Source organism: Vibrio atlanticus, assembly GCF_024347315.1.
In the GTDB taxonomy this organism is placed as follows: domain Bacteria; phylum Pseudomonadota; class Gammaproteobacteria; order Enterobacterales; family Vibrionaceae; genus Vibrio; species Vibrio atlanticus.
Genome location: NZ_AP025460.1, coordinates 1,195,164 through 1,213,267, shown reverse-complemented (window position 1 = coordinate 1,213,267; position 18,104 = coordinate 1,195,164). Strand labels below are relative to the sequence as shown.

Sequence of the window (18,104 nt, the reverse complement as noted above, 5' to 3'; positions counted from 1 at the left end):
TTTTTTAGCGTAGTCTTGAATACATAGAGTAAAGACAACATATAAAAGGTAGTGACAATATATATAACCATATGACGCTCATATGCTCATATATATTGTTATTAATAAGAGTGTACTACCCTTACGAGGGGCGCTGGCTCAACAGTGTTAATGTACGTATTTTTTCTACTAAAAAGGTAGGTATGTCATGGCAGAGCAATTTGCTAAAGCTTGGGAAGATTTTGCTGCAGGTGAGTGGCAAAGCGAAGTAAACGTTCGTGATTTCATTCAAAAGAACTACACGCCATATGAAGGCGACGAGTCTTTCCTAGTTTCTGAGGGTACTGAAGCAACTAACAAGCTTTGGTCTTCGGTAATGGAAGGTATCAAACAGGAAAACGCAACTAAAGCACCTGTAGATTTCGATACTTCTGTTATCTCTACCATTACTGCTCACGATGCAGGTTACATTGAGAAAGATCTTGAGACTATCGTTGGTCTACAAACTGAGAAGCCACTAAAACGTGCAATCATCCCTAACGGTGGTGTACGTATGGTTGAAGGTTCTTGTAAAGCATACGGTGAAACTCTTGACCCAATGGTTTCAAAAATCTACTCAGAATACCGCAAAACACACAATGCTGGCGTTTTCGATATCTACACTCCTGATATCCTAAAATGTCGTAAGTCTGGTGTTCTGACTGGTCTTCCTGATGCTTACGGCCGTGGTCGTATCATTGGTGACTACCGTCGTGTTGCACTTTACGGTATCAACTTCCTAATGAAAGACAAAGCTGCTCAATTCGCTTCTCTACAAGAGCGTTTCGAGAACGGCGAAGATCTTGCTGCTACAATGCAATTGCGTGAAGAGATCTCTGAGCAACATCGTGCTCTAGGTCAAATCAAGCAAATGGCTGAGAAATACGGTTTCGATATCTCTGAGCCAGCTCAAACTGCTCAAGAAGCTATTCAGTGGACTTACTTCGGCTACCTAGCTGCTGTTAAATCTCAAAACGGTGCTGCAATGTCTCTAGGTCGTACTTCGACTTTCCTAGACATCTACATCGAGCGTGATATCGCTGCTGGCAAAATCACAGAAGACCAAGCACAAGAGATGATCGACCACTTCGTAATGAAGCTGCGTATGGTTCGTTTCCTACGTACTCCTGAGTACGATGAGCTATTCTCTGGCGACCCAATCTGGGCTACAGAGTCTATGGGTGGTATGGGTGTTGATGGTCGTACGCTAGTAACGCGTTCGAACTTCCGTTTCCTTAACTCTCTATACACTATGGGTCCTTCTCCAGAGCCAAACATCACAGTTCTTTGGTCTGAGCAACTACCTGACGGCTTCAAGCGTTTCTGTGCGAAGGTATCTATCGATACTTCTTCTATCCAGTACGAAAATGATGACCTAATGCGTCCTGATCTTGGTTCTGATGATTACGCAATCGCTTGTTGTGTATCACCAATGATCGTTGGTAAGCAAATGCAGTTCTTCGGCGCTCGTGCTAACCTTGCAAAAACTATGCTTTACGCAATCAACGGCGGTGTGGACGAAAAACTTAAGATGCAAGTTGGTCCTAAAGAAGCGCCAATGACTGACGCTGTTCTTGATTACGATAAAGTAATGGACCGTCTAGATCACTTCATGGACTGGCTAGCTAAGCAATACGTGACTGCACTAAACAGCATTCACTACATGCACGACAAGTACAGCTACGAAGCGTCTCTAATGGCTCTTCATGACCGTGACGTTCGTCGTACTATGGCTTGTGGTATTGCTGGTCTATCTGTTGCAGCTGACTCTCTATCTGCAATCAAGTTCGCGACTGTTAAACCAATCCGTGACGAAGATGGCATCGCAACTGACTTCGAAATCGAAGGCGATTACCCTAAATACGGTAACAACGACTCTCGTGTAGATGATATTGCTTGTGAACTAGTTTCTACGTTCATGAACAAGATCCGTAAGCTTAAGACTTACCGTAACTCTATCCCTACACAGTCAGTTCTTACTATCACGTCTAACGTGGTTTACGGTAAGAAAACAGGTAACACTCCAGACGGTCGTCGTGCTGGCGCTCCTTTCGCTCCTGGTGCAAACCCAATGCACGGTCGTGATGAGAAAGGCGCTGTAGCTTCACTAACGTCTGTAGGTAAACTACCGTTTGCTGACGCACAAGATGGTATCTCTTACACGTTCTCTATCGTGCCAAACGCACTAGGTAAAGAACAAGACAGCCAACGTGCTAACCTTGCAGGCCTAATGGATGGTTACTTCCACCACGAAGCTGGCATTGAAGGTGGTCAACACCTTAACGTTAACGTTCTTAACCGCGAAACTCTTGAAGACGCAGTTAAGCACCCTGAGAAATACCCTCAGCTAACGATTCGTGTTTCTGGTTACGCTGTACGCTTTAACTCTCTGACTACAGAGCAGCAAGCTGACGTAATCGCACGTACATTTACTGAGTCTCTATAAGCTCACGCTCAATAGACAGTAAAAACTATTAGCCTCGCCAATGTGCGGGGCTTTTTTATATCTACTCTAAATCTCATCAATACCCCCTCCCCCAAGAAAGATTAGATTGGCCACAAAAAGCACACTCGCATTCACTTTTTTCTACAAATCCACTCAAACTACGGTACTATTTCTGTTCATCATTTTAGAGTAACCGCTACATGAAATACCTTCGTTATTTACCACTGATTCTCCTCTCTTGTTCATCACTGGCATCTGAACGCTCTACGTTAACTTTTGCGTTAGACAACGATGGTATCTTTGGTGTCGACCAAGACTATACCAACGGTTTATTTCTGGGTTACACATCGTCAAGTATTACGCCATACGCTTGGGTAAAACCATTGAGCCTTTCCTATTGGGGCGCAAGCTCTTTAGATAAGTGGGAAATCACCATTGGTCACAAGATGTACACGCCTTCTGACATTGAATTAGAAAAACCATCAGCCAATGATCGTCCATACGCAGGTTACCTACATACAGAATTCAACTACATCAGCTTGAACCCACAACAAGCCCAGCGTTTTAACATCACGTTTGGTACTACAGGAGAGCGAGCACTTTCCGAAGACGCTCAAAAACTGGTTCACTCAATCACTAAATCAGACGAACCTATGGGTTGGAAGTATCAAGTTGATGATGAGTACGCAGGTAGCCTTGGTTACTTAAGTCATTTCAACCTAATACGTAATCAAGCATTAGCGAATACTGACTTCGAGATATCTAACGTATCAGAGATCAACGTTGGTAATTTTAGAAGCGACATTTCTACTGGATTTATGTTCCGTTGGGGTACTGACTTGGGCGGCAACTTTGGCGCAGCGAACATCAGCACAGAAAACCCATTCAAAGCAGGCATGATCGGTGCTTCAAATACAGGTTGGTTTACTTACGCAGGTCTTGAAGGGCGTTACCGATTTAATGACCTGACTGTCGAAGGAGATCGTTCCGGTGTTAATGATTATGCAAAGAAAAATGGCCAAGATCCTGCGATCTACGATGTCACTTTAGAGAACATTCAAGCGACAGCGATACTTGGTGTTGCTTGGTATAACCAATACGTTGGTGCATCTTTCGCACTTACCGCAAAAACACCCGATTACCAAGAAGCAACAAAGTCAGTGTACGGTACTGGTGGCATCACTATGTTTGCTTTCTTCTAGCCATAGAAAAGGCTTTCACCGCCTGCTTTTCAAGTTAAATAAAGGCAATCATCTTCACAGGTGATTGCCTTTATTTTTAAAGACCTAGTTACCATTTGACCCTATTTTATGTACCGTTTTTGTAATAAAATAAACGGTATAAATTCCTATACGAGAATAGCTCATGTCTACAACTGGTCGCATTCACTCATTCGAATCTTGTGGTACTGTCGATGGCCCTGGTATCCGCTTTATTGTGTTTCTTCAAGGCTGCTTAATGCGTTGTATGTACTGCCATAATCGCGATACATGGGATCTTCATGACGGAAAGGAAGTAACGGTCGAAGAGATCATTAACGAAGCAAAATCATACCGTCATTTCATGAAAGCCTCTGGCGGTGGTATCACCTGTTCAGGTGGCGAAGCGATGCTACAACCTGAGTTTGTTCGTGATTTTTTCCGCGCGGCTCAAGCTGAAGGCATCCACACTTGTCTTGATACTAATGGCTATATTCGTAAACACACTGAAGTGGTCGATGAAGTACTAGAAGCCTCTGATCTGGTAATGCTGGATCTTAAACATATGCGAGATGAAATTCACCACGATTTCATTGGTGTATCCAACCGACGTACTCTGGATTTTGCACGCTACCTACACAAAATAGGTAAGAAGACGTGGATTCGTTATGTGATTGTTCCTGGCTACACAGATACGCCAGAAGATGCGCATCTTCTGGGTGAATTCATTAAGGACATGGATAACATCGAAAAAGTAGAACTGCTTCCATACCACAAGCTAGGTGCTCATAAGTGGGAAGCATTGGGTCACGACTACCCTCTTGAAGGTACAAATCCGCCAAGCAAAGAAAAAATGGACGAGATTGTTGCTATCCTCAGTCAATACCATTCAAACGTAAAATACTAATTTAGACTTACGTTAATAGTGATTTCAAACGCCTCAATTTCGATTGGGGCGTTTTCTTTTTTGGTTAAAACAATCCTTTCACTTTTCTTTACAACTTTTGTTTATCAATTCAAAAAATCATATTAAATCCGTGTTGAGATCATGTTTCCACTCTTAGGAATGCTGTTACTCTTACTGCAACAAAATAATATAACATTTAGTTTTTTAGTGAGGTTCCTCCCATGGAAATGACCAATGCTCAGCGTCTAATTCTATCAAATCAATACTACCTAATGTCTCAAATGGATCCTGAGAACTCAGCTAAATACCAGCGTCTACAAACGATTGTAGAACGTGGTTACGAACTCCAAATGCGTGAGCTTAACAAAGAATTTGGTTGTTTAACTGAAGCAGAATGTCGCGAAATTATCGACATTATGGAGATGTACCATGCGATGCAAGAGTCGAATAAAATGCTTGCAGATCAAGAGCGTGCGGAAGTCGACCAACGTCGTCTACAATTCCTAGGTTTCGATATCGCTTCTGAAGCACAAATCGTACATTACGTGCGTTTCCTTGTTGACTCTGAAGGACTTTACCCTCAATTTGACAAAGCAGATCACCACTTCAATAGTCAAATGCCAATGTTAGAAAAGTACCGTCGCATGCTAACAACGTGGCGTAACTGCCCTCGTCAGTACCACCTATGTGCGACAGAGCTATCTCAAATATTTAGTGCTTAGTGCATTAGAAGATTAGCTTTAACTAGGCTTATAAAATTTCAAAAAAAGGGTTACTCATCATGAGTAACCCTTTTTTAATATTCATATATAAAGCGATAAGCCAAAGCACCTAGAATACATAAGCGACACCGACGTTAGCGGCCATGTTAATGCCACTTTCAAGTATTGGGCTATTTTCAATATCACCTTCAAGGTTGGTATAACGAACACCACCAGCGATGGTCTTTAAAGAAATGGCATTGGCTGCTTGATATTGGAGAGTGTCGTACTTCGCAGTTGAATTCGGGCATGTAGAACTTGTTTTATTTTAAGTCAAAGATAATAAACAGTAATGGCATAACCACCGCTGAAATTACATTCCATAACATATGAGAAATAAAGACAGAAAGGCAAGCATAAATATTGCCATATCTCATCCGTACATATTCATATGTTAAAGCTAGAGCAAGTCCAGTTGCCAACACTATAATTGCGTTTATCGTAGAATTACCTAGGTGACACAAAGAAAATATAGTAGCTGAACCTAAAATTGAGAATGTTGGGCTTCCTTGTGCATGACGAAGAATCGTTTGTATAAAACATTGAAATATTAGAGTTTCAGTAAATGGTGCATCAATTAATATAAAAAACAATGCAGAAAAAATTTCATCATCACTCGTGTCCAGAAGAGTATTACCAAAGCCATTTAGAAGGAAATAATCTAAAAAAACAAAGATCAATGCCCATAACCATGCTAAACCGTAAACGCGAATAAAAAACTGTTTACTATTTAATTCTAACGCATCGTAAATTAAAAAATTCATCCTGAAAACCAAGTTAAATCTCCATATTTAATACTCATTAAAGCTATTTAATCCATATCCCTCAGCATAAATAAAATAGCTATCAATTTTTATTGATAATAATTAATCATATTATTTTCGTGCAAAACGTGACACGCAAGGCATATACACATGACTTATATGTAAAATAAGATTTCGAATGTAGTTGACATCTAGATCAAATAGGTTCCATCGAAAAGAAGGGGCTCTGGGAGGTGTTATATGAACAGGTATAAGAGAGTGGAATTAAGCCATTGAAAGAGTTCGTTCAAAAACTGAGTCCTTATCTTCACGGCATTATCGCATCGGCAAGTTCCCCGTTAAATACTTGCACATTGGAATATGGGTAAACAACAAGATAAAGCTAATCAAGTGAATGTAGCACTTATTATCTGAAATCGGGGGTATCGAGATACAGTCTACTTCTTCTTGAAGATAAAAGTGGCTTTCTCCGGAAAGCCGCGGTGAACCAATAAAAAGGGTTTATCATCATGAGTAACCCTTTTTTCTTTTCGTCTATAACGAGAAAAACAACAGCACCTAGAAGACGTATGCTACGCCAACATTCGCTGCCATATTAATACCGCTTTCAAGTATTGGGCTGTTCTCAATATCACCTTCAAGATTGGTGTAACGAACACCGCCGGTCACTCGGACATTTGGGGTGACATGTAAGTAACCACCTAAACCGATAAAGTACTGACCGTCCCAGTCAGCGTCAAATTCATCTAAATTGGTTCTCGCCGCTTCCGATGAACTCACTCCGTACAGGTGATTATTCAAACGCTTACTGTTATACGAGTAACCAATAGATGGTGTAATCGCCCAGCCATTACGACGAATTGGTAGGCGCCATGCCGCTTCTGCATAAATTCCATTATGTCTAAAACCTAAGTCTGAGCCCGCTGTCGCTTCAAACATACCGACCAATGTAATCACTTGATAACTAATGCCGCCTAATACTGAGGCTTTACGCTCATCGAGCTTCTGGATATCAACATTATCAGAGTCACTTGGCTTTAATGTTCTTGGATCATAAACCGCTCGAAACACAATATTCTGTGGTGAGCCTGCAGGTAGCAGGCGGTAGCCCGCACTGAATCCACGCATGAAGAAATGCTCACCTTCATAACCAATCATGGGGATCACTGTACAATTTGACGGCGTCTCTTTATAGACTGCAGGAGAATAAGAGGCGGCAACGCCCAATGACCACTGCGATATTTTTGCATGCGTTACTGTCGAAGCCAGTAACGCCACACTGATAGTCACTATTTTTAACCCATTATTCTTCACTATATTTACCTATTTATTGAGCAACTTTGGATAACGCAGCGCATTATATGGTACTTCATTCCAAAAAATCAATAGAGCTCAGTTATACATCTAATACACATAAATCCAGTGTGAGTATTGTTAAGCGACCTAAAATCACAAAACAAACGGTTAGCCCCCCTCGAATGTAAAACAATTCGATTCTGAGCGCGTCAAGTTGCCTATGGCCTTAGCGGGTCTTTCAACACGCAAAATTGTAAATAAATACATAATTGTTAAGCAAAATTGTCGAAGCGGGTCTAATCTTAAAATGTAGGGAGAGCCTATTTTTCAATCGCTCGTCAGTTTTGACTGGTTAACAAGGGGAATGTGACTATGAGTATTTTTGACCACTATCAATCACGTTATGAAGCAGCCAAGGAAGAAGAGCTGACATTGCAAGAGTTCTTAGGGCTGTGTAAAGACGATAAGAGTGCTTACGCTAACGCAGCAGAGCGCTTACTATTGGCCATTGGCGAACCGGAGGTCATTGACACCGCTCAAGATCCTCAACTAAGTCGTATTTTCTCGAACCGTGTCATCTCACGTTACAGCGAATTTAAAGATTTCTACGGCATGGAAGATGCGATTGAACAGATTGTTTCTTATCTAAAACATGCAGCGCAAGGTTTAGAAGAACGTAAGCAAATCCTTTATCTACTTGGCCCTGTGGGCGGTGGTAAATCTTCCCTTGCTGAAAAACTCAAAGCACTGATGCAAAAGCTACCAATCTATGTGCTGTCTGCCGATGGTGAGCGAAGCCCAGTGAATGATCACCCCTTCTGTCTATTTGACGTAAACGAAGATGGCGATCTTTTGAAACAAGAGTACGGAATAGAGAAACGTTACATACGCTCTATCATGTCACCTTGGGCTGCGAAACGCCTCCATGACTTCGGTGGTGACATCTCCAAATTCAAAGTCATCAAACTGCGCCCTTCTATTCTAGACCAAGTTGCGATCGCGAAGACAGAGCCGGGTGATGAAAACAACCAAGATATCTCTTCACTTGTAGGTAAAGTCGATATTCGTAAACTTGAGCATTTCTCTCAAGATGATCCGGATGCCTACAGCTACTCTGGTGCGCTATGTAAAGCTAACCAAGGTGTGATGGAATTCGTGGAAATGTTCAAGGCGCCAATCAAAGTCTTGCACCCACTTCTAACGGCAACGCAAGAAGGTAACTTCAACGGTACCGAAGGGCTCTCTGCACTGCCATTTGACGGCATGATTCTGGCTCACTCAAACGAATCCGAGTGGCAGACCTTCCGTAACAACAAAAACAACGAAGCCTTCCTCGACCGTGTGTACATTGTAAAAGTCCCTTACTGTCTGCGCGTCTCTGAAGAAGTTAAGATCTATCAAAAACTGCTTGAGCACAGTGAGCTATCCAAAGCCCCTTGTTCGCCAAGCACACTCGATCTGCTATCGCAATTCAGCATCCTATCGAGACTGAAAGAGCCTGAAAACTCTTCTCTGTTCTCAAAAATGCGGGTTTACGATGGTGAGACTCTAAAAGACACCGATCCAAAAGCGAAGAGTTACCAAGAGTACCGAGACTACGCTGGTGTTGACGAAGGCATGTCTGGGCTATCAACGCGTTTCGCCTTTAAGATCCTGTCTCGTGTATTTAACTTCGACCAAGCCGAAGTGGCGGCAAACCCGGTTCACTTGTTCTACGTGATTGAACAGCAAATTGAACGTGAGCAGTTCCCTCAAGAAACCGCTGAGAAGTATCTTGAGTTCTTGAAAGGATACCTAGTACCGCGTTACGTAGAATTCATTGGTAAAGAAATTCAAACCGCTTACCTAGAGTCTTACTCTGAGTACGGACAGAATATCTTCGACCGCTATGTCACCTACGCGGACTTCTGGATTCAAGACCAAGAGTACCGCGATCCAGAAACAGGACAGCTATTTGACCGTGCTTCTCTGAATGGTGAACTAGAGAAAATCGAGAAAACAGCTGGGATCAGTAACCCTAAAGACTTCCGAAATGAGATTGTGAACTTCGTGCTTCGTGCCAAAGCCAACAATAACGGTCAAAACCCAGTTTGGACGAGCTACGAGAAACTGCGCACTGTGATTGAGAAGAAAATGTTCTCCAACACAGAAGAGCTACTTCCTGTTATTTCGTTCAATGCTAAGACCTCAACGGATGATCAGAAAAAACACGACGACTTCGTTGCTCGTATGATGGAAAAAGGCTACACCGAGAAACAAGTGAGACTGCTATCTGAGTGGTACCTAAGAGTTCGTAAATCCTCATAACCAAACTGTATTGAGCTGCTCAACTGAGCAGCTCATACAAACCAATAACTTTATACCCTAACGAACGAATAGCTTTAGTAAACTAATAACTCTTATACCCGAATAAAAAGTAGGATCGCAACATCAGCTGAGAGGGAGTTCTTATGGCACAATTTATCGATCGGAGGCTCAATGGCAAGAATAAGAGTGCTGTGAATAGACAGCGTTTCTTACGACGCCATAAAGAGCAAATCAAAGAATCTGTGGCCGATGCAGTCAACCGACGCTCAATCACCAATACTGAAACCGGTGAAGACGTCACTATTCCTCATAAAGACATCAAAGAGCCAAGCTTTCACCAAGGTCAAGGCGGCGTAAGAGAACGCGTTCACCCAGGTAATGACCAGTTCATCACGGGCGATAAAATTGAACGCCCTAAAGGTGGCGGTCAAGGTGGTGGCTCAGGCCAGGGTGACGCAAGCCCTGATGGCGAAGGCCAAGATGAATTTACATTCCAAATTTCAAAAGATGAATATCTTGATATTCTCTTCGAAGATTTAGCTCTGCCTAATCTAGAGAAGAATCAGGTCAACAAAATCACCGAATGGAAAACACACCGCTCTGGTTACCAAAGCGCGGGGATTCCATCTAATATCGCTATCGTTCGTTCACTGCAACAATCTCTGGCTCGTAGAACCGCGATGACAGCAGGTAAAAAGCGCGAGCTCAACCTACTGATGGAGCAACTTGACCAAGTAAAAATGACAGAACCAGCACAACCTTTCGAAGAGAGTCGTTTAAAAGAAGAGATTGCCGAGTTACGTAAAAAAATTGAAAGCGTGCCATTTATTGACACCTTCGACCTGCGTTTTAAAAACTACGAGAAGCGCCCTATTCCATCTAGCCAAGCCGTTATGTTCTGCCTAATGGACGTATCTGGCTCAATGGATCAAGCCACCAAAGACATCGCTAAGCGCTTTTATGTGTTGCTCTACCTGTTCTTGAACCGTACTTATGAAAACGTCGATGTAGTGTTTATTCGTCACCATACTCAGGCTAAAGAAGTCGACGAACACGAGTTCTTCTATTCGCAAGAAACTGGCGGCACCATCGTTTCTAGTGCACTGAAACTAATGAAAGAAATTGTCGCAGATCGTTATCCTGCTAATGAGTGGAATATCTACGCAGCACAAGCTTCTGATGGAGATAACTGGGCGGATGACTCGCCTCGCTGTAAAGAACTGCTGGTCAATACGCTATTGCCGACTTGCCAATATTACTCGTACATCGAGATTACGCGCCGTTCACACCAAACGCTTTGGCACGAGTACGAGAAGCTAGAAGCAAGCTTCGATAACTTCGCCATGAAGAACATTAAAACGGTGGATGATATTTTTCCTGTGTTTAGAGAACTGTTCCAGAAAGAGACAGCGTAAGGGGGCTTGCCATGACAGCGAAATCAAACGTTGCAGAAAAAGACAAAGCGACACAGAAGAGAAACGACAAGATGCTGCCTGATGGTCCAGATTGGACGTTCAACCTCTTAGAGCAATATCACGTAGAAATTAAGCGTGTGGCGCAGCATTACCGTTTGGACACTTACCCGAACCAGATTGAAGTGATTACCTCTGAGCAGATGATGGATGCTTACTCCAGTATTGGTATGCCCATCAATTACAACCACTGGTCTTTTGGTAAGAAATTCATCCAGACAGAACAAAACTACAAACACGGCCAAATGGGCTTAGCGTACGAAATCGTGATCAACTCAGATCCGTGTATCGCTTACTTAATGGAAGAGAACACGGTCACAATGCAGGCGCTGGTAATGGCTCATGCTTGTTACGGCCATAACTCTTTCTTTAAGGGTAATTACCTGTTCCAAACCTGGACGGATGCAAGCTCGATTATCGACTATCTATTGTTCGCGAAAAAATACATTACTGATTGCGAAGAAAAATACGGTGTGGCTGAAGTCGAGAAACTTCTCGATTCTTGTCATGCTCTCATGAACTACGGCGTAGACAGATACAAACGCCCTGAGAAGATTTCCATAGCTGAAGAGACAGCAAGGCAAGAAGAACGTGAAGCGTATCTGCAATCTCAAGTCAATGATCTGTGGAGAACTGTGCCTAAAAATCAAGACAAGGAAAAAGAGACCAAAATCCGCTTTCCTAGCGAACCTCAAGAAAACATTCTCTACTTTATCGAGAAGAACGCACCACTACTTGAACCTTGGCAGCGTGAGTGTGTTCGCATCGTTCGCAAGGTGAGCCAATACTTCTACCCTCAAAAGCAAACTCAAGTAATGAACGAAGGCTGGGCAACCTTCTGGCACTACACCATTCTTAACCACCTTTACGACGAAGGTTTGGTGAGTGACAAGTTCATCTTAGAATTCCTACACAGCCACACCAGCGTGGTCGCACAGCCCGCCTACAACAGCCCTTATTTCAGCGGGATAAACCCTTATGCGCTTGGCTTTGCGATGTTTAGAGACATCCGACGCATCTGTGAAGAACCAACCGATGAAGACAAAGAGTGGTTCCCTGAGTTAGCCGGAAGTGATTGGTTAGAAGCGGTGCACTTTGCGATGCACAATTTCAAAGATGAAAGCTTCATCAGCCAATACCTTTCACCAAAGATCATTCGAGACTTTAAACTGTTCTCTGTGCTCGACGACGATCGCAAAAACACCATTGAGATAAGTGCTATTCACGATGACCCAGGCTATCGCTTGATTCGTGAAAAGCTTGCGGCGCAATACAACCTAAGTAACCTTGAGCCGAATATTCAGGTGTTTAACGTCGATGTTCGTGGTGATCGCTCGATGACACTACAATATGTGCCTCACGGTCGTATCCCGCTTGATAAAGGCTACGACGAAGTGATGAAACATCTCTATCGCTTATGGGGCTTTGATGTGATTTTGGAAGAGCTCAAAGATACGGGTCACAGAGAGATTCTGACTACTTGTCCAAAACGTAATGATTATGGAGCCAAGATTTAATACCAATCACAGTAAGTAAGTGCTTGGTATAAAACTCCGCTCCCCCTACAACATAGTGGTCACCGCTCGGAAGTGGAGCAATAAAAAAGCGCATAAGTCTGATGACTTATGCGCTTTCTTTTTAAGGCTCAAACGTCTTCAATAGACGCAAGGCACTAAACCTAGATACTAGATACTAGGGCGTGTTGATCTTTCGTGAGTGTTTTTTGAACAGCATGGTAAAGAGTTATAATTTGCTTCGCCAAAAGTAAAACCATAACCAATACCATGCCAAGAACAATGCTAACTGATATTCGCTGGGAACTGCTACTCCAAGTTATGAAAAGTACAGGTCGTATTTACGATAAAACTGAACATCGAATGACATTTGAAGGAATACTTTATCGAATGAGAACAGGTATTCCTTGGCGAGATCTACCCTCTGAGTTCGGAGAGTGGAGTACCGTTTACAGACGATTTAATCTTTGGTCAAAGAAAGGGATTTTAGATAAACTTTTCAAAAGCTTATCTAGCATGGCTGATTTTGAATGGGTCTTTCTTGATGGCTCTATAGTTCGAGCGCATCAGCATAGTACAGGTGCAGCTACTGAAAGCTCAGAGCAAATAGGAAAAAGTCGCGGGGGCAACTCAACCAAAATTCACTTAGCCGTAGATAGTGGTGGTCTGCCGATTTGCTTTGATTTATCAGAAGGACAACGCCACGATATAGTGCATGCCGAAAGCTTAGTTGAACAACTCGATGAAGTTAATACTATCGTTTGTGATAAAGGATATGACAGCGAACCTTTCCGTACTTTTGTTAAGGAACGTGGCGGAGAAACGGTAATTGCTAAACGCAATTACGGACAAGATATAGACAAAGACAGTATGGATTGGTGTCTATACAAGTATCGTCACTTGGTCGAAAATGCCTTTGGGAGAATTAAGCATTATCGAGCTATTTCAAGTAGATATGACAAGCTAGAAAGGAATTATGCCAGCATGTTATCGCTGGCATTCATGTTAATGTGGCTACCGATGTATTGTTGAACACAAAATGTACAGCAAAGATCAACACGCCCTAGATACTAGATACTAGATACTAGAGCTAAAACTAAATAAGCTTAAACAATCGGCTTTTGGCCGCGTTCAATCAGCTTCATCAGCACGCTGTCTGCAGATTTACCTGCCACGCCCGCTAGTTTGTCTGACAGCTTTTTCTTCTGTACGTAGTGAATCGCTAGAACCGTTTTGTCCTTACATGCCGCTACGACTAAATCATCAGAAGTGCTGATCTCATCCACCAGCCCAAGCTCATGTGCTTGTGTACCAAACCAGTGTTCACCCGTTGCTACTTTTTCAAGATCGAGTGTTGGACGATGGTCACGGATGAAGTCTTTGAATAGGCCATGTGTCTCTTCGAGCTCTTCTTTAAACTTCTCGCGTGCTTTATCGCTGTTCTCACCAAACATAGTAAGCGTGCGTTTGTACTCACCCGCCGTTAGCTGTTCGAACTCAATATCATGCTTTTTAAGCAGTTTATTGAAGTTTGGCAATTGAGCAATAACACCAATAGAGCCAACAATAGCAAAAGGTGCAGATACAATTTTGTCCGCGATACATGCCATCATGTAACCACCACTCGCGGCTACTTTGTCTACAGAGATAGTCAGAGGCAGGCCTGCTGCTTTGATACGGTCGAGTTGAGAAGACGCCAAACCATAGCCGTGAACCATGCCACCGCCAGACTCAAGTTTAAGCAAGACTTCATCGCCTTCACGAGCCACAGCCAGAACCGCCGTTACCTCTTCACGTAATGAAGTCACTTCTTTCGCATCAATGCTGCCGTTAAAATCGAGAACGAATAGATGTGGTTCACGCTTGCTATCAAGCTCACCCTCTTTCGCTGCTTTTTTCACTTCTTTGCCACGTGATTTTACTTTTTCTTTTTCCGCTTTCTTTTCTGCTTTATCACGGGCTTTGATGAAAGCATCATCGTGTAGATGGTGCTCTAATTGTTCAATCGTCTGTTTATGGTGCTCAGATAGGTTCGTGATTTCCAGCTCACCTTTAATCGCGCTTGATTTTCCACCCACCGATTTAGCAATCACTAAAATTGCAATGATGGCGATTACAACGGTCGCAATCTTGGCTAAAAACAAGCCGTAGTCCAACAAAAATTCCAATGTCATATCCCCTAATGTATGAATTAGTGTATTGTAACCATCTTGTCACGATTACCAAGAATTTCTCATCATTCCTGCGTTTATCTGTGTGATTAAACACCAATGGAATGACGAACATAATAAAAGAAAGAAGGATAAGCACAGTGGATTACCCAATCTCTACAGATGCCCTCAAAGATAAAGTAATTTTGGTTACAGGTGCCGGTGCTGGCATTGGTCGCCAAGCCGCACTAAGCTTCGCTCAACATGGTGCAACTGTCATTCTGTTAGGCCGCAATGTTAAAAACCTTGAATTCATTTACGATGAAATCGAAAGTGCTGGTTACCCTCAGGCTGCGATCATTCCGCTAGACCTCAAAGGAGCAACAAAGCAGAACTACATTGATATGGCTGAAACCATTGAATCACAGTTCGGTCGTTTAGACGGCCTACTGCATAACGCAGGTGTGCTTGGCACGTTAAGCCCATTTGATCAAATCGATGAAGAAACATTTGATGGCGTCATGCAAATCAACGTTAAAGCTGAATTTCTAATGACTCAAGCATTACTGCCTGTCATTAAAAAAGCTGAAGCCGGTCGTATCGTATTCACCTCTTCTACAGTTGGTCACTCTGGCCGCGCGTTCTGGGGCACTTACGCGATTTCAAAGTTTGCTACCGAAGGCATGATGCAGATCTTAGCCGATGAGCTTGAAGGTACCGATATCCGTGTTAATGCGATTAACCCAGGCGGTACTCAAACACGCATGCGTGCAAAAGCGTACCCAGGTGAAGATGCGAACAAGTTAAAAACGCCACTAGACATCATCCCGCTGTATCTACACTTAATGAACCCAAGTGTGACAGACATTCATGGCCAATGTATCGATGCTCAACCTAAGTAGCTGATATTATGAGCAATAACAAAAAGTCGCTTTAATAGCGGCTTTTTTTGTATCTAAATCAACCATCTAATATTTAGTTCATCTGATTTTCGTCATTTTGCTTTGCATCTTTTTCATTGTTAAATATACTGTATAAATACACAGGTATTTAATTATGCATGAACTAATAAAAAACTTACAAGACCGCCAGCTAATCTGGACAGGGTTACAATCAACAACGCAAGGCAGCACCACTTCGACAGGCTATCCTCAATTGGATAAACAGCTTGATGGCGGCTTCCCGACGCACGGCGTTATTGAGGTTGAATCACAACAAGGGATCGGCGAACTTCGTCTACTCACTCCTTATTTAGCTCAACAAAAATCGCAGAAGTTGGCCATTTTCATCAACCCTCCAGGGAAGATCTGTGCCGAGTTTTTTAGCAACCAAGGCATTGAATTAGAGAACATTCTCGTTATTCAGCCTCAACGTGATCTCGATGCGTTATGGGCCGCAGAGCAGTGTCTCAAGAGTGGTGCCTGTCATTCTGTTTTGCTATGGGGAGCGGATCTAGAAATTCACCAAACCAAGCGCCTGCAAGCGGCAAGCGAAACGGGCAAGTGTCTGCAATTTCATTTTAAAACCACCAGCCATAACCAGTTATCCCTACCCGTGTCTTTAAGCATGAAGCTGTCTTCTCACGCCCAAGGATTGAAGGTAGAGGTAACAAAAAGAAAAGGCAGTTGGTCGTATGGCAGCTTTATTCTAGACATGACACACAACTGGCCGTTACTCACAGAGAAAGTCATTCATGAAGACAATTTAGATCGTGCTTTGTCAGGTAACACTGTGCTGGCTTTTCCTATTGCGAAGCAAGGCTAACGTATGCTGTGGTTGTATCTGCATTTCTCATCCCTACAATTGGATACCTTGTTTAACTCTAATGAATTGGGTTCGAGCGAAGACTCACGCGAACAACCCATTATCATCGTCGATGAAAAAGATCACCGAGTACTGCAAGCAAACCCAGCTGCGTTGCAATCGGGAATTTCACTTGGTATGGGCTTAGGATCTGCGGCGGCGCTGTGTCACAACTTACACGTCCACCCTTACAGTATTGAACTGGAGAAAAGTAAGCTCAAAGAGATCGCTCAATGGGCGTATTTGGTCACTTCCGACATGGCGTTATTGCCACCTAATGGTTTGTTGATTAAAGCCTCTAACATGCTGTTACTTTACGACGGGCTAGATAACTACTGGCATGAGCTCAAAAGCCACTTGGAGACGCTCAATATCCAGTTCAGCTTCGCTACGGGTTATTCGCCGCTTGCTGCGATCCTTTTGGGTAAGCAAGCGATCAATCAAGCAACAAACAATATTGAGCAGATGAAAACTTGGGTCAATCAACAAGCATTGAGTTCCAGTGAGCTACCGACCAAGCAAGTGGAACGCCTGAACCGTGTCGGTATCAATACCGTTGAAGACTTATTAAAGCTGCCTTTGCAAGAGGTCGCGCGTCGCTTTGATATCGACCTGGTGAATTATGTCGGTCGCCTTAATGGGCAGTTCAAGCACCCAATTGATTTCTATCACCCACCAGAGAATTTCCAGCAATATTTGGAGCTGTTGTTTGATATTGAAAACATCCTGTTTATTGAAAAGCCGTTACTGAAATTATTAAATCAACTCGAGTGTTTTTTGAAGCTACGCGACCGAGTTGCTTTCGAGTTAACACTGACTTTGCATCTGAGAGATAAAGATGACCACCCTGTCTCTTTCTATTCAGCACAAGGCGATTACCTTGCTGCAAAGTGGGCGAACCTGACTCATCTAACCTTAGAGTCACTGAAGATCACGGCACCGGTTCAGGGGCTGACCCTTTCCGTAATTCGTCATGGAGAACCGCAAATGGCCTACCGTGATCTTTTTGATGGCAATACAGGAACACTTGCCGCGTTAGATTTGCTCTCATTACTGCAAGCTAAGTTAGGGCAAGCCTGCATTCAAACACCGAAAATACAGCACGACCCAAGGCCAGAAAAAGCCAATCAGTACTCGATTCCAACACTGAGTAAGTCTATGGCAAAGAGGCAAACACCCCCAGAGTTCGAGCAACAAACCACTGCTTTCAACATCAACCAACAGCGACTCAGGCCCAGTATTTTATTGCCAGAGCCCGAAGCCTTAACCGAAAGCGTCACCTTATCTCAAGGCCCTGAGCGCATTGTCTCTGGCTGGTGGGACGGAGAGAAGGTCATTCGTGACTACTTTATTGCTCACAGCGAAAACGGTCGGTGGCTCTGGATATTTAGAACGCCAGATAAGCAGTGGTTTTTGCACGGCTTATTTAGCTAACCTTTAGGAAAATAAGTCAGTAAGAAAACTTCG

Annotated in this window: 14 protein-coding genes and 2 pseudogenes; 12 read left to right on the top strand and 4 right to left on the bottom strand. The window is 43.1% G+C overall.

All coding sequences use genetic code 11. The features are described 5' to 3' along the window. Positions 1 to 187 precede the first annotated feature (187 nt). From pflB to OCV30_RS05570, 4 genes are all read left to right on the top strand, one after another. Positions 188 to 2,464, top strand: a complete 2,277-nt coding sequence (gene pflB / locus OCV30_RS05585) for a formate C-acetyltransferase (RefSeq protein WP_065678769.1) — start codon at positions 188 to 190, stop codon at positions 2,462 to 2,464. 200 nt (positions 2,465 to 2,664) lie between these two features. Further along, positions 2,665 to 3,666: a lipid A deacylase LpxR family protein gene (locus OCV30_RS05580; RefSeq protein ID WP_065678770.1), complete on the top strand. Its 1,002-nt coding sequence runs from the start codon at positions 2,665 to 2,667 to the stop codon at positions 3,664 to 3,666. A gap of 163 nt (positions 3,667 to 3,829) precedes the next feature. After that, positions 3,830 to 4,570 carry a pyruvate formate lyase 1-activating protein gene (gene pflA, locus OCV30_RS05575; protein WP_009846312.1) on the top strand — a complete coding sequence of 247 codons (741 nt, stop codon included), beginning with the start codon at positions 3,830 to 3,832 and terminating at the stop codon, positions 4,568 to 4,570. 221 nt (positions 4,571 to 4,791) lie between these two features. Next, positions 4,792 to 5,292 (top strand): YfbU family protein, encoded by a 501-nt coding sequence (locus tag OCV30_RS05570; RefSeq protein ID WP_009846313.1) that lies wholly within the window; start codon positions 4,792 to 4,794, stop codon positions 5,290 to 5,292. Between the two features lie 109 nt (positions 5,293 to 5,401). Here OCV30_RS05570 and OCV30_RS05565 read toward each other — a convergent pair. Both OCV30_RS05565 and OCV30_RS05560 read right to left on the bottom strand, forming a co-directional pair. Then, positions 5,402 to 5,512, bottom strand: a pseudogene (locus OCV30_RS05565) (MipA/OmpV family protein); the annotation flags it as partial. An 82-nt stretch (positions 5,513 to 5,594) separates the two neighbouring features. Then, positions 5,595 to 6,095, bottom strand: a complete 501-nt coding sequence (locus OCV30_RS05560; RefSeq protein WP_065678771.1) for a CPBP family intramembrane glutamic endopeptidase — start codon at positions 6,093 to 6,095, stop codon at positions 5,595 to 5,597. A 254-nt stretch (positions 6,096 to 6,349) separates the two neighbouring features. On the opposite strand from OCV30_RS05560, the pseudogene OCV30_RS05555 reads away from it, so the two are divergent. Next, positions 6,350 to 6,581, top strand: a pseudogene (locus OCV30_RS05555) (transposase); the annotation flags it as partial. A 72-nt stretch (positions 6,582 to 6,653) separates the two neighbouring features. On the opposite strand, the gene OCV30_RS05550 reads toward OCV30_RS05555, so the two are convergent. Then, positions 6,654 to 7,409, bottom strand: a complete 756-nt coding sequence (locus OCV30_RS05550) for a MipA/OmpV family protein (protein ID WP_065678772.1) — start codon at positions 7,407 to 7,409, stop codon at positions 6,654 to 6,656. A gap of 354 nt (positions 7,410 to 7,763) precedes the next feature. On the opposite strand from OCV30_RS05550, the gene OCV30_RS05545 reads away from it, so the two are divergent. The 4 genes from OCV30_RS05545 (at position 7,764) to OCV30_RS05530 (ending at position 13,716) form a co-directional block, all read left to right on the top strand. Continuing rightward, positions 7,764 to 9,698 carry a PrkA family serine protein kinase gene (locus OCV30_RS05545; RefSeq protein WP_029222896.1) on the top strand — a complete coding sequence of 645 codons (1,935 nt, stop codon included), beginning with the start codon at positions 7,764 to 7,766 and terminating at the stop codon, positions 9,696 to 9,698. A gap of 143 nt (positions 9,699 to 9,841) precedes the next feature. Continuing rightward, positions 9,842 to 11,113, top strand: a complete 1,272-nt coding sequence (locus OCV30_RS05540; protein ID WP_009848997.1) for a YeaH/YhbH family protein — start codon at positions 9,842 to 9,844, stop codon at positions 11,111 to 11,113. An 11-nt stretch (positions 11,114 to 11,124) separates the two neighbouring features. After that, positions 11,125 to 12,687: a SpoVR family protein gene (locus tag OCV30_RS05535; protein ID WP_065678773.1), complete on the top strand. Its 1,563-nt coding sequence runs from the start codon at positions 11,125 to 11,127 to the stop codon at positions 12,685 to 12,687. A 267-nt stretch (positions 12,688 to 12,954) separates the two neighbouring features. Further along, positions 12,955 to 13,716, top strand: coding sequence for an IS5 family transposase (locus tag OCV30_RS05530; RefSeq protein WP_102552608.1), 762 nt, complete (start codon positions 12,955 to 12,957; stop codon positions 13,714 to 13,716). 74 nt (positions 13,717 to 13,790) lie between these two features. Here OCV30_RS05530 and sohB read toward each other — a convergent pair whose 3' ends face one another. Next, positions 13,791 to 14,858, bottom strand: a complete 1,068-nt coding sequence (gene sohB / locus OCV30_RS05525) for a protease SohB (protein WP_065677973.1) — start codon at positions 14,856 to 14,858, stop codon at positions 13,791 to 13,793. Positions 14,859 to 14,995: 137 nt separating this feature from the next. Here sohB and OCV30_RS05520 point away from each other — a divergent pair, with 137 nt between their 5' ends. The 3 genes from OCV30_RS05520 to OCV30_RS05510 all read left to right on the top strand — a co-directional run bounded on the left by OCV30_RS05520 (position 14,996) and on the right by OCV30_RS05510 (position 18,071). Beyond that, the gene (locus OCV30_RS05520) at positions 14,996 to 15,736 is read left to right on the top strand and encodes a YciK family oxidoreductase (protein ID WP_065677972.1); all 741 of its coding nucleotides are present in this window, start codon (positions 14,996 to 14,998) and stop codon (positions 15,734 to 15,736) included. Positions 15,737 to 15,890: 154 nt separating this feature from the next. Beyond that, positions 15,891 to 16,598 (top strand): translesion DNA synthesis-associated protein ImuA, encoded by a 708-nt coding sequence (imuA, locus tag OCV30_RS05515; protein ID WP_065677971.1) that lies wholly within the window; start codon positions 15,891 to 15,893, stop codon positions 16,596 to 16,598. Positions 16,599 to 16,601: 3 nt separating this feature from the next. Continuing rightward, positions 16,602 to 18,071 carry a Y-family DNA polymerase gene (locus tag OCV30_RS05510; protein ID WP_065677970.1) on the top strand — a complete coding sequence of 490 codons (1,470 nt, stop codon included), beginning with the start codon at positions 16,602 to 16,604 and terminating at the stop codon, positions 18,069 to 18,071. The last annotated feature ends 33 nt before the right edge of the window (positions 18,072 to 18,104 follow it).

Bases quoted from the DNA above. Each gene is read 5' to 3' on its own strand.
- pflB (WP_065678769.1), top strand. From the start codon at position 188: ATGGCAGAGCAATTTGCTAAAGCTTGGGAAGATTTTGCTGCAGGTGAG.
- OCV30_RS05580 (WP_065678770.1), top strand. From the start codon at position 2,665: ATGAAATACCTTCGTTATTTACCACTGATTCTCCTCTCTTGTTCATCA.
- pflA (WP_009846312.1), top strand. From the start codon at position 3,830: ATGTCTACAACTGGTCGCATTCACTCATTCGAATCTTGTGGTACTGTC.
- OCV30_RS05570 (WP_009846313.1), top strand. From the start codon at position 4,792: ATGGAAATGACCAATGCTCAGCGTCTAATTCTATCAAATCAATACTAC.
- OCV30_RS05560 (WP_065678771.1), bottom strand. From the start codon at position 6,095: ATGAATTTTTTAATTTACGATGCGTTAGAATTAAATAGTAAACAGTTT.
- OCV30_RS05545 (WP_029222896.1), top strand. From the start codon at position 7,764: ATGAGTATTTTTGACCACTATCAATCACGTTATGAAGCAGCCAAGGAA.
- OCV30_RS05540 (WP_009848997.1), top strand. From the start codon at position 9,842: ATGGCACAATTTATCGATCGGAGGCTCAATGGCAAGAATAAGAGTGCT.
- OCV30_RS05535 (WP_065678773.1), top strand. From the start codon at position 11,125: ATGACAGCGAAATCAAACGTTGCAGAAAAAGACAAAGCGACACAGAAG.
- OCV30_RS05530 (WP_102552608.1), top strand. From the start codon at position 12,955: ATGCCAAGAACAATGCTAACTGATATTCGCTGGGAACTGCTACTCCAA.
- sohB (WP_065677973.1), bottom strand. From the start codon at position 14,858: ATGACATTGGAATTTTTGTTGGACTACGGCTTGTTTTTAGCCAAGATT.
- imuA (WP_065677971.1), top strand. From the start codon at position 15,891: ATGCATGAACTAATAAAAAACTTACAAGACCGCCAGCTAATCTGGACA.
- OCV30_RS05510 (WP_065677970.1), top strand. From the start codon at position 16,602: ATGCTGTGGTTGTATCTGCATTTCTCATCCCTACAATTGGATACCTTG.